General features: G+C 35.0%; 18 protein-coding genes and 1 riboswitch. Of the genes, 14 read left to right on the top strand and 4 right to left on the bottom strand.

The window, feature by feature from the left end; genetic code table 11:
• Positions 1–215 precede the first annotated feature (215 nt).
• Positions 216–413: a hypothetical protein gene (locus tag EPK97_RS08995; RefSeq protein WP_162036278.1), complete on the top strand. Its 198-nt coding sequence runs from the start codon at positions 216–218 to the stop codon at positions 411–413.
• Positions 386–916: a toast rack family protein gene (locus EPK97_RS08990; protein ID WP_162036277.1), complete on the top strand. Its 531-nt coding sequence runs from the start codon at positions 386–388 to the stop codon at positions 914–916. Before EPK97_RS08995 ends, EPK97_RS08990 begins: the two co-directional genes overlap by 28 nt.
• 96 nt (positions 917–1012) lie before the next feature.
• On the opposite strand, the gene EPK97_RS08985 is transcribed toward EPK97_RS08990, so the two are convergent.
• Positions 1013–2038, bottom strand: coding sequence for an NAD-dependent epimerase (locus EPK97_RS08985; RefSeq protein WP_162036276.1), 1026 nt, complete (start codon positions 2036–2038; stop codon positions 1013–1015).
• A 262-nt stretch (positions 2039–2300) separates the two neighbouring features.
• Here EPK97_RS08985 and EPK97_RS08980 point away from each other — a divergent pair, with 262 nt between their 5' ends.
• Together EPK97_RS08980 and EPK97_RS08975 are read left to right on the top strand one after the other, a co-directional pair.
• Entirely contained in the window at positions 2301–3089 is a 789-nt protein-coding gene (locus tag EPK97_RS08980) for a restriction endonuclease (RefSeq protein ID WP_162036275.1), read from the top strand.
• Between the two features lie 70 nt (positions 3090–3159).
• Positions 3160–3435: a hypothetical protein gene (locus tag EPK97_RS08975; protein ID WP_160646103.1), complete on the top strand. Its 276-nt coding sequence runs from the start codon at positions 3160–3162 to the stop codon at positions 3433–3435.
• A gap of 109 nt (positions 3436–3544) precedes the next feature.
• Here the strand turns inward: EPK97_RS08975 and EPK97_RS08970 are convergent, their stop codons facing one another.
• The 3 genes from EPK97_RS08970 to EPK97_RS08960 all read right to left on the bottom strand — a co-directional run bounded on the left by EPK97_RS08970 (position 3545) and on the right by EPK97_RS08960 (position 5304).
• Positions 3545–3682, bottom strand: a complete 138-nt coding sequence (locus tag EPK97_RS08970; RefSeq protein WP_162036274.1) for a hypothetical protein — start codon at positions 3680–3682, stop codon at positions 3545–3547.
• A gap of 104 nt (positions 3683–3786) precedes the next feature.
• Entirely contained in the window at positions 3787–4251 is a 465-nt protein-coding gene (locus EPK97_RS08965; RefSeq protein ID WP_162036273.1) for a hypothetical protein, read from the bottom strand.
• 147 nt (positions 4252–4398) lie between these two features.
• Positions 4399–5304 carry an ATP-grasp domain-containing protein gene (locus EPK97_RS08960; RefSeq protein WP_162036272.1) on the bottom strand — a complete coding sequence of 302 codons (906 nt, stop codon included), beginning with the start codon at positions 5302–5304 and terminating at the stop codon, positions 4399–4401.
• A gap of 233 nt (positions 5305–5537) precedes the next feature.
• Here EPK97_RS08960 and EPK97_RS08955 point away from each other — a divergent pair, with 233 nt between their 5' ends.
• From EPK97_RS08955 to EPK97_RS08910, 10 genes are all read left to right on the top strand, one after another.
• Positions 5538–7001: a sensor histidine kinase gene (locus EPK97_RS08955; protein ID WP_162036271.1), complete on the top strand. Its 1464-nt coding sequence runs from the start codon at positions 5538–5540 to the stop codon at positions 6999–7001.
• A gap of 52 nt (positions 7002–7053) precedes the next feature.
• Positions 7054–7155: riboswitch (TPP riboswitch) on the top strand.
• 58 nt (positions 7156–7213) lie between these two features.
• Complete coding sequence (tenI, locus tag EPK97_RS08950; RefSeq protein WP_162036270.1) at positions 7214–7816, top strand: thiazole tautomerase TenI; 603 nt, start codon at positions 7214–7216, stop codon at positions 7814–7816.
• Positions 7817–7836: 20 nt separating this feature from the next.
• On the top strand, positions 7837–8952 hold the full coding sequence (gene thiO / locus EPK97_RS08945; protein ID WP_162036269.1) for a glycine oxidase ThiO: 1116 nt from the start codon (positions 7837–7839) through the stop codon (positions 8950–8952).
• A gap of 56 nt (positions 8953–9008) precedes the next feature.
• Positions 9009–9212 carry a sulfur carrier protein ThiS gene (thiS, locus tag EPK97_RS08940; protein WP_162036268.1) on the top strand — a complete coding sequence of 68 codons (204 nt, stop codon included), beginning with the start codon at positions 9009–9011 and terminating at the stop codon, positions 9210–9212.
• A 1-nt stretch (position 9213) separates the two neighbouring features.
• The gene (locus EPK97_RS08935; RefSeq protein WP_162036267.1) at positions 9214–9981 is read left to right on the top strand and encodes a thiazole synthase; all 768 of its coding nucleotides are present in this window, start codon (positions 9214–9216) and stop codon (positions 9979–9981) included.
• Positions 9978–10997, top strand: a complete 1020-nt coding sequence (locus EPK97_RS08930) for a thiazole biosynthesis adenylyltransferase ThiF (protein WP_162036266.1) — start codon at positions 9978–9980, stop codon at positions 10995–10997. Before EPK97_RS08935 ends, EPK97_RS08930 begins: the two co-directional genes overlap by 4 nt.
• 664 nt (positions 10998–11661) lie before the next feature.
• Positions 11662–12477 (top strand): bifunctional hydroxymethylpyrimidine kinase/phosphomethylpyrimidine kinase, encoded by an 816-nt coding sequence (gene thiD / locus EPK97_RS08925; RefSeq protein ID WP_162036265.1) that lies wholly within the window; start codon positions 11662–11664, stop codon positions 12475–12477.
• Positions 12470–13150, top strand: coding sequence for a thiamine phosphate synthase (gene thiE / locus EPK97_RS08920; RefSeq protein WP_162036264.1), 681 nt, complete (start codon positions 12470–12472; stop codon positions 13148–13150). The genes thiD and thiE overlap by 8 nt, the downstream gene beginning before the upstream one ends.
• Positions 13151–13286: 136 nt before the next feature.
• Positions 13287–14030 (top strand): YveK family protein, encoded by a 744-nt coding sequence (locus EPK97_RS08915; protein ID WP_162036263.1) that lies wholly within the window; start codon positions 13287–13289, stop codon positions 14028–14030.
• Positions 14020–14712 carry a CpsD/CapB family tyrosine-protein kinase gene (locus EPK97_RS08910; RefSeq protein ID WP_162036262.1) on the top strand — a complete coding sequence of 231 codons (693 nt, stop codon included), beginning with the start codon at positions 14020–14022 and terminating at the stop codon, positions 14710–14712. Before EPK97_RS08915 ends, EPK97_RS08910 begins: the two co-directional genes overlap by 11 nt.
• The last annotated feature ends 169 nt before the right edge of the window (positions 14713–14881 follow it).

Below are 14881 nucleotides of genomic sequence, written 5' to 3'. Positions count from 1 at the left end.
AAATCAACAGAAATAGTACAAGCTATTGAAAATATAATTCTATCTAAAACCACAGAAGTTATCACAGGAAGCTGCCGTATAGAACAATTAAACTCTTTATCGACTGAGGTTTTTCAGGGAGTCATTCTTGCTTTATGTGAAAAGGTTTTAAATATGAAAAGTTCCTTTAAAGAATACATGTCTCTTATAAAAACATCTTTTTTATTCTCTGGCGTATGAATATTGAAGGTTTAATCCCACTACAAATGGATTACATTGGAGAAGTTAGAAAATCGGAAGCTTCAACACCTGTAGAAATGAAACACATTAATCGAATTTTAAACAAATTAAATAGAGGTCAAATGGGTCTATATATTACCACATCTCTGAAGGAGCAGACGAATGGATGGAAGGAATTATCGAATATAATGTAGAAAATTTAGATCCAGAAGTTACCTATGAACTTATAGAAAATAAAGGTCAGGCTGTGATTAAACAAAATGAAGGTAATTTTGGATTCAACAATGTTGGTGACGTTGAAAATAGCTGGGATTTAAAACTAACCAATGAAATCCCAATAGATTTAAAAATCGATGCAGGTGTTTCAGAAACAGAGCTAGATTTGCGTGGACTTCAATTAAAAAATTTAGAGGTTGATGCAGGTGTGGATGAAATTACAATTGATATCAGTGGTCAATGGGAAGAGAGTTTCAATGCAGTGCTTACTACGGGTATAGGTAGTTCCACCATTATATTGCCATCTGATATTGGAGTTATCATTGAATCTGATAAGGGAATTGTTGCAGCTGATTTTATAAATTTAATATCACTAGGTGATGGGTTTTATGTGAATGAAGCATACGACGCCTCTGATAGTCATCATATTAAAATTGAAGCAGATTTAGGTATTGGTGAAGTTGTTTTTAAAGTGAAATAAAACAATGACTCAATGAGCGTAATATCCTAACATGGCTTGTAAATCCAATCGAAATAGACCGCAACTCCCTAATAAAATAGAGGGGCGGTCTATTTCTTATTTTTTCACTTCATAATACTCTAAATACCAATCTACAAAACGACTGATACCTTCCTCAATTGTAGTATTGGGTTTGTAACCTACATCCTTGATTAACCTATCTACATCTGCATACGTTTCAGATAAATCCCCTGCTTGCATTGGGAGAAGTTCCTTTTTGGCTTGGATGCCTAATTTCTTTTCTAATACCTCAATAAACTCCATTAAATCTACTGGATTCTGGTTACCGATGTTATAGATCTTATAAGGTAAAACCTTTGTATTTGATTGTTGTTCTGTTAATGACTTATCCTGGCGACTGTTGTTGTCCTTCTCAATCAATCGAACGATGCCCTCTATAATATCATCAACATAAGTGAAATCTCTTTTCATATTCCCATGATTATAAACTTTTATTGTTTTCCCACTTAAAATGGACTTCGTAAATAAAAATAAAGCCATATCAGGGCGTCCCCAAGGACCATACACCGTGAAAAAACGTAATCCAATCGTAGGCGTCCCAAATTGAGAAGTATATGTATAAGCCATTAGCTCATTACTTTTTTTAGTCATGCCATATAAACTAAGGGGGTGGTCAACTCGATGTTCTTCTGAAAATGGCATTTCCGTGTTTGCTCCATATACCGAGCTTGAAGAAGCATAAATCAGCTGTTCAGGTTGATGATTACGGCAAGCCTCTAATATATTTAGAAATCCAGTAATATTCGTATCTATATAAGCTTGTGGATTTTCAAAGCTATATCGAACCCCAGGCTGAGCTGCTAAATGAACGACAGACGAAAATTCACTTTCAGAAAATATTTTATTTATTTTACCCCCATCTTCAATAGAGATCTGTTGATAAGTGAAGTTTTCATGAGGAAGAAGTTGTTTTAAACGACCTTTCTTTAATAAAACATCATAGTATGGTGTTAAATTATCAATCCCTATAACGGAGTAACCTTGATGTAATAAACGTTTTGTAAGATGGTAACCAATGAATCCAGCACATCCTGTGACTAATATTTGTTTTTGTGAAGACAATGATATCTACTTCCTTCCTATCAATAAATGAGAACATCAAAATAGTATATGATTGGAATAAAAAATATAGAACATATATTTGTTGTTAACAGTTTGTGGATAACATGTGGATAAGTTCGTGTTTTCCACAGATTCAGCTTAACACCTTTTTCTTTTCAGTAAAAGAGACTAAAAAAACGTCATAAATCTCCTTCTAGGTTCATATAATTAACTAAATCAACAGAAATAGTACAAGCTATTGAAAATATAAGGAGGGTTTTTTATGGAATTGGAATTTATGTTTTTCTTTTTGGCTATAGTAGGGATGTTTATTATCTGTTTTTTATATAAGATACATACTTTAACTGAAAACGAAGGAAGTTACACCGCAAATGAATTCTATAAACCCTTTGATATACAAAAGGAATACGAACGAGTGAACAAAGAACAAGCTCCGATTACACCATCTGTGGTGAGAATTAAACCTGCATTAAGTTCAACTGCACCAAGACATGAATGGACAAAACTCACACCTCACAAAGAAAATGTAGTCATAAACATCAAAAATCATAATCCCTTAAAACCACAGAAGTTATCACAGGAAGCTGCCGTATTAGAACATTTAAACTCTTTATCAAATGAGGTTTTTCAGGAAGTCATTCTTGCTTTATGTGAAAAGGTTTTAAATATGAAAAGTTCCTTTAAAGAATACATGTCTCCTATAAAAACATCTTTTTTATTCTCTGGCGTTATGAATATTGAAGGTTTAATTCCACTACAAATGGATTACATTGGAGAAGTTAGAAAATCGGAAGCTTCAACACCTGTAGAAATGAAACACATTAATCGAATTTTAAACAAATTAAATAGAGGTCAAATGGGTCTATATATTACCACATCCTATTTTACAGGATCCGCACAACAAGAAATAAAACGCAGTCGTTCCTCCATTAAGTTAATATCTGGGTTAGATCTTGTTAAATGTTTAACGGAGCATCAATTAATTGAAGGAAATCAAATAAAATCCTCATGGATTGATGAGATATGTAATAAAGAAAAGATGAGCGCATGAATAAAAAAACCTCTAACTCCTCACTATAAGGAGTGAAAGTACTAACCTAAAAAGTATTGGAGGTTTTTCCATGCCAAGTGAAAACACGAGTAAACAAAGGCAAAATCCAATCTCCCAAGCTCAAAACTCAGCGCAAAGAGCAGAAAATGCTGTTGAACAAGCACAGACACATCCTAATCAAACTACATTCCAACAAGCTGAGCATGCCATCAACAGAGCAGAACATGCACTCGATCAAGCTAAAGGTAGTGAAAATCAAGAGCCAGCCGATAGGATAGAGGAACGATTAAATCAACAAATTAAAAACCTAAAAGAAGTTGAAAATCAAACTCATTATGGAAGGTAATTTTTTGAAATTATTTAAAGCTGGATAGAATGAATGATAAGACAAGACTAATGAGAATAGTATCTATTTCATTAGTCTTTGTTTTTTTATCAGATCATAATTTGTTATATTATGGAGTATTTGTTACGGTTTTTCTCTCAGCAGGTTCACCATTTGTTGAATTTCTATGCTTTGACTTTGCTGTATCATCATCTTGGTCATTGCCTTGTTGTTTTTGTTTGGCTCTATTGTTTGTATTTCTAGACAAATGAACTCACTTCCCTTATTAAAATTGTACTACATGTGTATCTTTTGATATTTATTAAAATGTTATGCATTGCTGTGTCTACTCCATCATTTTCAAACTGTAATCTATAATGTGAATACAGTCGCTTTAAGACTTCGGGATGCAGCAAAAACACTAGCGGACATTCCGGATACAAGTGTACATCTTAGATCATACGTATTGATTCCAGCACTTGGATTATTATCCACTAAAGGAAAGTTTGGAAAGTTTGTATGTCTTCCTTCACCGGCTATCTCATAATCCATTTCATCATTGATCGTTGCAAGGACTTTACCATTACGAAGTATCTCAATTAGCACTTCAAAAGTTTGACTAGGAAGTGAGGAAATACGAACAGATGACATTACAGCAATTTGAACCATTGAATCCAGCGATACTTGTGTTTTAGTTGGTTTATTGACACATACATCGACAGTAGCTACAACTGTTTGAGGCATGACATTAAGATCAATTGCACCAGCATCAACATCATATGGGTCCTCTACTGAAAAACTTTGTGCAACAACAAAAGGTCCTTTATTTAGTCCCATAAAATAACCTCCCAACTTCATAAATTATCCGTTCATCCTATCTTATGAATAATCGAATGTATTTGCTTGGACTCCTATCCTTAGAAATTGGGATTGTAGAAAATAAATTTTAATTATTAAATTTTCTCAATAGAAAAATGGTAACTACTATGAATAGTTACCATTATTTTTAAGAGCTAAGTTGATTCCTAGTATTATAAAATTCAAAGAGTCACAAAGCGAAGCTGAAATGCTAGCCCACACTCTGGGATTACACTCAATTACTTTTACTGACTGATCTCTATCATCCACCCTCATATCAAAATGAGCAAGACCATTAAAATTTGCATATTTTAATATATCCTTTCCTATTTTCAAGACCTCTCTATTATCAAGAAATTCAAAACCACCTTTAACCCTACGTGATATGGACCAAGCAATCACTTTCCCCTCCATACAAAATACGCTTAAGTCAATATCATTACCTGGTATATATTCTTGTACAATATATTGTTCATAATTAGATTTCATAATATCTTTCTTTTTTTTTTCAAATGTCTTAAGCTCTTGTATTAACATTACTCCATTTCCCCCCTCACCGGTTGTTGGCTTTAATACAAATGGATAATTCATTGGTGGTAATTTACCATTATTTTTCTCAAATAAAATTGTCTTAGGCGTAGGGATGTGATAATTCTCTAAAAAACGATTGAACTTCCATTTATCATTTTGAGTCGTTAAAGTTTCTACGTCTGAAATTTGAAAGCAGGTAATGAATTGTTCAAGCGAATTCTTGAATTTAGCCATAAAAAGTGTAGTAACAATACAAGTAGGAATAACTATTTTACAATTAAATTCTTTTGTTATTGATTTAATAATTTCTGTAGTAGAAGGAGAATCTATTTGAAAAGCTTTATTAGAAACTTCAACAATTTTTATACACCTTGTGGATTTAATCTTTTTTTTCATATTATCTGTCCCTATAAAAATAAAATCTAATCCCTTTTTTTGTACCAAACATGTAATCGTTCCTCCTATTAATGCCTCATTTGTACCCAATATAAGAATATTCAAAACCATCCACTCCCTATAATTCCAAGAAATTTTATAATCATAACTATTCTAGAAAGTCCTACATAATTCTCACAACATCATTGTTTATTCAATGTCCTAATTAAATCTATTATTCTAAGTAACAACAATAATTTTGTCGATTAGTGTTTCAAATTGTATAATTTCAAGCTATAATTATAAATATTGGTTATTTCTTCCTTGAATTATGAATTTGAAAGGAGGGGTGATGATATTTGCAGCTGAAAATAAAACTATCCTTTATTTTTTCTACGATTGTTATTTTTATTTTGTTGTTAAATAACACGTTTAATTATTTTTCAACCCGAGAGATTTTACGTGAGGATAAAGAACAGGAAATGGTCTTGTTGGCGAATCGATTAGCTGCTTTCCTTCAATTTTCAGAAAACTCTTTTTATATTGACGTACCTGATCATTTGCTAGAGATGAATTTTTCAAACAATGAAAGTGTATTAGAAATTGCTGGATTTGATCCGCATACCAATAAAGAAATGCCTGTGTTAGCTCAGAACAGTCAAAACAATACAGATCAACCTCGATCGATTAATGATTTTATTCAGGTAGAAAAACATGACTATCATACAGAAACAGATGTGGATTTCATAACACAGGTACTAGATACAGGTCAGTACATGAGTTATATTTCAAATTATCAGGATCAAAAAGTAATGAAAATCTTCACCCCGATTGCCATGGATAAACCGTATGTCATGAGCATTGTATTTGACTATAGTGATATACAGAAAGTGTTAAACAAACAACTGTGTTTTAATTTCATAATTTTAATGTCAGCCATTGGAATCATTATTTTCTCTAGTTATATTTTCGCTGGATTTATCGTGGAACCTCTTCAGAAAATTCTACTTAATTTACATGATATTAGTAACGGGAAGTTCGGAGTTCAAGTAGAGGTAAATCGAAAAGATGAATTAGGTATATTGAGTGAAAGGGTAAATCTATTATCTTTGAATTTAAAAAAGTATCAGCAATCCGAAGAGATGTTAATCAAATCGGAAAAACTATCTGTAGTAGGCCAGTTAGCTGCTGGGGTAGCTCATGAAATTCGAAATCCACTAACTTCTTTAATTGGATTTTTAAACTTAATTAAACATGGCAAGGAAATGAACAAGGAAGTTTTGGAGGTGATGACTTCAGAGCTTCACAGGATCGAATTGATTTTAAGTGAGCTGTTGGTACTTGCTAAACCGCAAGAAATTACATATAAACATAAAAACATACATAACATACTTAAGGATGTACTGACGTTAATTGAAATACAAGCCACACAAAACAATGTGAAAATACAGTTGGACATAGAAGAAAAAGTACCGTTCATTGATTGTGATGAAAACCAATTGAAACAAGTGTTCATTAATTTATTGAAAAATGCAATTGAAGCCATGCCTTCTGGAGGAAATATCTTTATTTTCGTTAAAATGAATGAAGATGAAAAAGTATTGATCAGCATTCAGGATGATGGGTGTGGGATGAATGAGGAAGAAGTATGTAAGTTAGGCGAACCTTTCTTTACGAGTAAGGAAGAAGGAACAGGTTTAGGATTCATGTTAAGTGAAAAGATGATACATAATCATAAGGGAAGCATGCATATTCATAGTATCAAAGATGTAGGAACCAGTGTGGATATTATTTTGCCTTTAACACAAGATTTGGATACATAATCGTCAATAATCGTTCATTGCCTCAACGCAAGTATTCATGTTAAGATATTGAAAGATACACTAGGGGAGCCGATCGGCTGAGATAGAATGAAATTCTGGACCCTTTGTACCTGATCTGGGTTATTCCAGCGTAGGGAAGTGAAGATGAGATGTCATATTTTAAACGAAAAAACATCAATCCACTCTTTACGAATGAAGGAGTGGATTTTTTTATGTCTGGGCGAGAATTGCATGTGATCTCGAATGGGAAGGATTCTTTACAACATTTCGCTGATATTGCGGGACAGATTCATCCCTATGTAACAGCTTTTCATATTCGAGAAAAACAAAAAAGTGCAAAAGAGCTTATGTTAGGTGTATCTTTTTTAAAAAAGAAAGGTGTCCCGCTTTCAAAAATCGTGATCAATGACCGAGTGGATGTAGCCGCTATTAGTCGTGTATCAGGGGTTCATCTGGCTTATCATAGTCTGGATGCTGAATTAGTAAAACAAACCTTTCCGAATCTTAAAGTAGGATGCTCTGTACATTCCTTAGAAGAGGCATTGTCCATGGAACAAAAACAAGTGGATTATGTCTTTTACGGTCATGTATATGAGACGGCTTCAAAACCAGGTTTACCTGGAAGAGGTTTAAATGAACTTGAAACCCTTACACAAAAGTTACAAATTCCTGTTATAGCAATAGGGGGTTTAAAACCTTCTAACATTCAAGAAGTTTTAACAGCAGGAGCTTCAGGTATTGCGGTGATGTCAGGGTTGTTGGAAGCGGAAGATCCTCTTAAGAAAGTAATAAAATATCGACAACTACTAAAGTGATCCGAATGGAGGGGAAGATCATGGTGAATCATTACGATGTTATTGTTGTAGGGGGAGGGGTCATTGGGAGCTCTGTTGCCTACAGCTTAGCAAAACGAGGGTTGAAAGTCGTCATTTTAGAAAAAGAACGACTAGCGTCACAAGCTTCACAAGCCGCCGCAGGCATGTTAGCTGCACAAGCTGAAATGACGGAAGCCGGACCTTTATTCGAACTATCTAGAAAAAGCCGAAATATGTTCCCAAAGTTAGCAGACGAGCTCAAGGATCAGAGTGGAATCGATATCGCATTAACAAATAAAGGCATGTTTAAGATCGCAGTGACAGAGGAGCAAGTGAACGAATACAAGCAAATGATCTCATTCCAACGAAAAGCAGGGGAACAGGTAGAATGGTTCACTAGAGATGAATTACGTGAAAAGGAACCTGCTTTATCTAAGGCAGTGTTAGGTGGATTATATCTTCCAAACGATGGTCATGTGTTAGCACCAGAGTTATCTCTTGCGTTTGCAAAATCAGCTGCAAAACTTGGGGTAATGATACAAGAATATACAGAAGTATTTTCGTTTATCTTAGAAAATGGTAGAGTCAAAGGTGTAAAAACAGATCAAGGTGCACTGCAAAGTGAAAATGTAATTGTGACCACAGGAGCATGGAGCCATCGATTGTTGCGAGAGACTGGAATTGAATCGTCTGATTATCCTGTAAAAGGGGAGTGCTTTTCGGTTGTATTTCAAAAACCGATACTTGAATCCACGATCTTTTCACATGGGTGTTACCTTGTACCTAAAAAAGGTGGCAGACTTATCGTTGGGGCTACCATGAAGGAAAATACCTTTGATCGAAAGGTTACGGTGGATGGCATTTCTACTTTATTAGGAAAAGCCAAAAGATTACTGCCAGACATCGTGCACGCGGAATGGGAGAAAACGTGGGCAGGGATTCGTCCCCAAACAGCAGATAGTGTACCTTACTTAAGCGAACATCCAGAATGGCAAGGATTATTTATTGCGACAGGTCACTACCGTAATGGTATTCTCCTTAGTCCTATCACTGGAGAAATCATCGCGGACCTAGTCGAAAAGAAACCATATGATGATGTGGATTTAACACCGTTTCGTATTCAGCGCCCTGTATAATATTAAACTACAGAGATTAGCTTCACTTTCTGGGGTACCTTAAAGAGGTGATATATTTGAAACTTCATATTAATGGAGAAAATGTTGAAGTGCCAAGTTCAATTAGTTTCGTTACCGAACTATTAGCACATTTTCAACTAGAAGAAAAAGTTGTGATTGTAGAATTAAATCATGATATTTTAGAAAAAGAGAACCATGCGCGAACCAACATTTCAGACGGGGACCGTATTGAGATTGTACATTTTGTAGGAGGCGGTTAATTTGTTAAACATAGGACCTTATTCATTCCATTCTAGACTGATGTTAGGTACAGGGAAATACCCTGACTTTGATATTCAAAAAAAAGCGGTGGACGTTTCTGAAACTGAAATTTTAACGTTTTCTGTACGAAGAATGAACATCTTTGAACCAAGCCAGCCTAACTTTTTAGAGAAAATTGAAGTGGAGAAATTTAAGCTTCTACCAAACACAGCAGGTGCATCTACTGCGGAAGAGGCTGTACGTATTGCAAAACTTGCTAAAGCTTCTGGTTTATGTGACATGATTAAAGTAGAAGTGATTGGTGATCCAAAAACATTATTACCAGATCCAGTGGAAACACTAAAAGCAACGGAAGAGTTATTAGCTGAAGGATTTATCGTATTACCTTATACATCTGATGATGTGTTACTTGCAAAAAGGTTACAGGATTTAGGTGTACATGCCATTATGCCAGGTGCATCACCGATTGGTTCTGGTCAAGGGATTATTAACCCATTGAATTTAAGTTTTATTATTGAGCAAGCGACAGTACCAGTCATTGTAGATGCAGGAATTGGAGCACCTTCGGATGCAGCCATTGCAATGGAGATGGGAGCAGATGGTGTTTTATTAAACACAGCAGTATCTGGAGCAAAAGATCCAGTGAAGATGGCACAAGCGATGAAGTTAGGCATCGAAGCGGGTCGTTTAGGATACGAAGCAGGACGTATCCCGAAAAAACGTTATGCAACAGCCAGTAGTCCAACGGAAGGATTGAGTACCGTTTGAGTGATCGATATTCAAGACAAACCTTATTTACACCCATTGGTGAAAAAGGACAGGAACTGATATCCCAAAAACATGTGTTGTTAATCGGAGCGGGTGCATTAGGTACAGGTAATGCCGAAGCTTTAGTGAGAGCAGGTATTGGTAAACTTACAATTGTAGATAGAGATTATGTGGAGTGGAGCAACTTACAAAGGCAGCAGTTATACGATGAAGCAGATGCAACAAACCGGATGCCAAAAGCGATTGCTGCGGAAAAACGGTTGAAAGAAATAAATTCAGAAGTGAATGTGGACGCTCATGTAATGGATGTGACAACAGAAGAAATCGAACAACTTGTAGAAGGTGTTGATCTCATCTTAGATGCAACAGATAATTTTGATACACGTTTACTTGTGAACGATATTTCTCAAAAACACCAAATCCCTTGGATTTATGGAGCTTGTGTTGGCAGCTATGGGTTGTCCTATACAATATTTCCCGGGAAAACACCTTGTTTGAACTGTTTGTTAGAGACAGTACCCCTTGGCGGAGCAACTTGTGACACGGTGGGGATCATTAGTCCTGCGGTTCAAATGGTAGTGGCTTATCAGGTGACAGAAGCGTTAAAAATATTAGTTGAGGACGAAGAAGCTTTACGGAACAAACTTGTATCCTTTGATCTTTGGAAAAACCAACATACAGCGATTAATGTAAATAGAGCGAAAAAAGAATCTTGTAAATCGTGTGGATCACATCCGACGTATCCATACTTGTCTGCTGGAAGTCATACAAAAACAGCTGTTTTATGTGGTAGAAACACAGTGCAAATCCGTCCACCAGAACCGAAAAAACTTAATTTACCACATCTAGCCGAAACGTTGGAAAAGCAGGGTGGAGAGATAGATTTAAATCCTTTTCTGTTAAACTTTAAAATCGATGAACATCGAATGGTGATATTTCAGGATGGACGTGTGCTTGTTCATGGGACGAAGGATATTACTGAGGCTAAGAATTTGTATCATCGGTATTTGGGATAAACAAGTTGAATAAATTATGAGGGCTCCTGCTTTGGAGTCTTTTTTTGGGAGATATTTTCAAAGAGAAAAGAATATGTATGCTGAACCAATTCAATATACTCTTATTCTTTCCACTTGCAAAGTGCGCAAAAGTCAGTCACAAGAGTATATTGAATTTCATATCAGAGAAGTTTTTTTGATTAATATATAGAATTTATAATTAGTAAATGGATGAGTCATGGAGAAATTCAAAATATAAATATTTTTTTACTTCCACTGTAATTTAATGAATCTTGACTAGTGACATCCACCTCTATAAGGTTAACGTCTGTACAGCACTTCCTGTACAGTAAAGTTAGTCACAAGTGGTCGATTAATAACAACAACCAAATTCTTGTGGACAACCAATGGATCAGACTATTCACTATATTATAGTGAGAGTCTTATTTATAAATTTTAGCTCATCTTTGAATTAAATTAACAAACTTCCAAAAAGTGATTTGCTCTTGTGACTGACTTTACAGAACAGGATGTTCTGATGTCGATGTTAGTCACAAGGAAGTGGTTGGGATTAATCGAGATACATTAATATGAAGTGGAAGGAATAAGAGCAAATCACTTTATATGAATATGCTGCACATTTTAATTGTTTTACATTTTTAAAAGTTTGAAAGGAGAAGAAAAAATGAAACCTATTAAAGTTTTAACGATAGCTGGTTCGGACAGCGGTGGAGGAGCAGGCATCCAAGCCGATTTAAAAACTTTTCAAGAGCTTGAGGTCTTTGGCATGTCAGCTATTACTGCTATCACAGCTCAAAATACATTAGGAGTACAAGGTGTGTATCCTTCATCACTTGAAGCGGTAGCCAATCAAATTGACTCTATTGGTACGGACATGGGAGCCGATGCGATAAAAACAGGGATGTTATTCAACAGTGAAATGATTGGGCTTGTTTGTGAGAAGATCAAACAATATGGATGGGAAAATGTGGTTGTTGATCCAGTCATGATTGCTAAAGGTGGCGCTCCTTTATTACAAGAAGAAGCAGTAAAAACGATGCGAGAGCAATTGATACCTTTAAGTAAGGTCATTACACCAAACATGCCAGAAGCGGAAGCTTTAACAGGAAGAAAGATTCAGTCCTTAGAAGATCGAAAAGAAGCGGCGAAGATGTTGTACGACTTAGGTGCACAAAATGTAGTGATTAAAGGTGGACATGATACAAATTCAGATGAAGTGATAGATCTTTTATTTGACGGCACTGAGTTTACAACCTATCAGAGCAAAAGAATTAATACAAAAAATACACACGGAACGGGTTGTACCTTTGCTGCGGCAGTCGCTAGTGAACTAGCTAAAGAAAGATCAATAAAAGAGGCTGTAGGAAACGCTAAGAAATTTGTACATGTATCTATCGTAAATGCTATGCAAATAGGAAGTGGTCACGGACCGTTAAATCATGCTGCACATCGCACAGTAGGTGAATATAATAATGGCTAAAAGCTTTCAAAATATCTCATTAGAATTAATGAAAAAGCATTTAAAACTATATTTTGTTATGGGTAGTGTGAATTGCTTAAAACATCCTGTAGAAGTTTTGTCCGAAGCCATAGAAGGTGGCATCACCATCTTTCAGTACCGTGAAAAGGGAAAAGGTGCTTTACAGGGAGAGGAAAAGCTGCAATTAGGAAAAAAACTGCAATTTTTATGCAAACAAAATGATATTCCCTTTATTGTAAATGATGATATAAATCTTGCATTAGAGTTAGATGCAGATGGAGTTCATATCGGTCAAGAGGATGGAGACATATCCAAGATTAGAAAATTAGTAGGGACTAAAATGTTAGGAATTTCTACCCATAATTTATCCGAAGCAACAGAAGCAGTGAAACTTGGTGCAAATTATATAGGCGTTGGTCCTATGTATGAAACAAATACAAAACTGGACACAAATGAAGTCGCCGGTCCGGATATGATTCGACACCTAAGACAAAATAATATAAAAATCCCTATTGTTGGCATAGGGGGAATCAATCAAAACAACTTAAAACTCGTGATAAATGCAGGGGCAGACGGTGTTGCGCTAATCTCAGCCATTAGCTCTTTCAATCACCCTAGAGAAGCAGCTAGCAAACTAATCGAGACAATCAATGACGCTTACACTATTGAATAATAGCTGTATCTGTTTTTTTACTTTAACAACATTCACCATATTATCTTAAGTGAATATTTATTAATATTTTGACGAATTATGCTATAATACATTTATTCAAACCGCTGTAGGGTTATTATCAGGAGGAAAGTAAGTAATGGAAGAATCGATTAGTTTAAAGGAAATATACGAGATTGTTAAAAAAAGATTATGGTTAATTTTAACGATTACTGTGATAGCGACACTTATAAGTGCAGTAGTTAGTTTATTTGTATTAACTCCGATCTATCAATCATCTACTCAGATCTTAGTGAATAATCCTAAGTCAGAGAATAATGCATTTGATATTAACGATATTCGTACGAATACAGAATTAATTAGTACATATAGTGTTATTATAAAAAGTCCAGCAATTTTAGATATTGTAATTGAAGAACTTGAATTAGATCGCTCTTCTGGAACTTTGAAAAATCAAATTAACGTTAAACCTGAAAATAACTCACAAGTGGTCTCTATCGTTGTTGAAGATGAAAATCCAGTATTAGCAGCTGATATAGCAAATACGATCGCCAACGTATTTAAAATAAGAATTGTAGAATTAATGAACGTAGACAATGTAAGTATATTAGCAGAAGCTAAAGTTTCTGAGAATCCATCACCAATTAAACCGAATCCAACCTTAAACGTAGCGATTGCGATTATCATTGGTTTAATGGCAGGTGTCGGGTTGGCATTTTTACTAGAGTATTTAGACAATACAGTGAAAACAGAGCAGGATATCGAGAAGTTACTAGAGTTGCCTGTATTAGGTTCTATTAGTCAAATTAGAGAACAAGAAGAAAAAACTTCAGCTGTTAGTCAGCAAAACCGATCGGTTGGGGGTGTTACGATTGAGTCGTAAAAAGCAGAAACAAACCAGTCAACGTAGTTTAGTAACATTAACAAATCCAAAATCTCCTATCTCAGAACAATATCGTACAATTCGCACAAACATTCAATTTGCGGCTGTCGATCAAAACATGAAATCCATTGTAGTCACTTCATCAACACCAGCAGAAGGAAAATCAACTACAACAGCCAATTTAGCGATTGTGTTTGCACAGCAAGGTAAACGTGTATTATTAATTGATGCGGATCTCCGTAAACCAACGATGCATTACACCTTTCAATTATTAAACACTTTTGGTTTGACAAATGTTTTAGTAGGTCAAGCTGCTATGAATGGGGTGATCAGTAAAACAGATGTTGAACATTTGTCTGTCATTACAAGCGGACCAATCCCTCCTAACCCTGCCGAAATGTTAGGGTCTAATGCAATGAAACAATTTGTAGAAGAAGCAAAACAAAATTTTGACATTGTACTGTTTGATAGTCCTCCTGTTTTAGCTGTAACGGATGCACAAATATTAGGTGATTTAAGTGATGGCGTCATATTAGTCGTACAGAGTGGAGAAACAGAAGTCGAGGCAGCATTGAAATCAAAAGAACTATTATTACAAGCGAACACGAAAATTTTGGGTACGGTATTAAACCAGAAGAAAACATCGAAAAAACAAGATTATTACTCTTATTATGGAAGTTAATTAAATATAAACCATTACTTTATGAATAGTGCTAATTTCTTAGAAATGTAAATTTTTAATGTTTTATAGGAAAAAAGCACTATTTTCTATTCTCATTTTAAGAAAAACATGCTAAAATAGGACAGTATATTATCTTTTTCGACAAATTCCTGATTGTAATTGCATATTA

Origin of the sequence: Chengkuizengella sediminis (assembly GCF_010078385.1) — a bacterium.
Lineage (GTDB): Bacteria > Bacillota > Bacilli > Paenibacillales > KCTC-33759 > Chengkuizengella > Chengkuizengella sediminis.
Note: the sequence above shows the minus strand (reverse complement) of the source record. Positions and strands in the feature narration are given on the sequence as shown.

Bases quoted from the DNA above. Each gene is read 5' to 3' on its own strand.
- EPK97_RS08915 (WP_162036263.1), top strand. From the start codon at position 13,287: ATGGAAGAATCGATTAGTTTAAAGGAAATATACGAGATTGTTAAAAAA.
- EPK97_RS08980 (WP_162036275.1), top strand. From the start codon at position 2,301: ATGGAATTGGAATTTATGTTTTTCTTTTTGGCTATAGTAGGGATGTTT.
- EPK97_RS08975 (WP_160646103.1), top strand. From the start codon at position 3,160: ATGCCAAGTGAAAACACGAGTAAACAAAGGCAAAATCCAATCTCCCAA.
- thiE (WP_162036264.1), top strand. From the start codon at position 12,470: ATGGCTAAAAGCTTTCAAAATATCTCATTAGAATTAATGAAAAAGCAT.
- tenI (WP_162036270.1), top strand. From the start codon at position 7,214: ATGTCTGGGCGAGAATTGCATGTGATCTCGAATGGGAAGGATTCTTTA.
- EPK97_RS08990 (WP_162036277.1), top strand. From the start codon at position 386: ATGGAAGGAATTATCGAATATAATGTAGAAAATTTAGATCCAGAAGTT.
- EPK97_RS08995 (WP_162036278.1), top strand. From the start codon at position 216: ATGAATATTGAAGGTTTAATCCCACTACAAATGGATTACATTGGAGAA.
- thiO (WP_162036269.1), top strand. From the start codon at position 7,837: ATGGTGAATCATTACGATGTTATTGTTGTAGGGGGAGGGGTCATTGGG.
- EPK97_RS08965 (WP_162036273.1), bottom strand. From the start codon at position 4,251: ATGGGACTAAATAAAGGACCTTTTGTTGTTGCACAAAGTTTTTCAGTA.
- thiD (WP_162036265.1), top strand. From the start codon at position 11,662: ATGAAACCTATTAAAGTTTTAACGATAGCTGGTTCGGACAGCGGTGGA.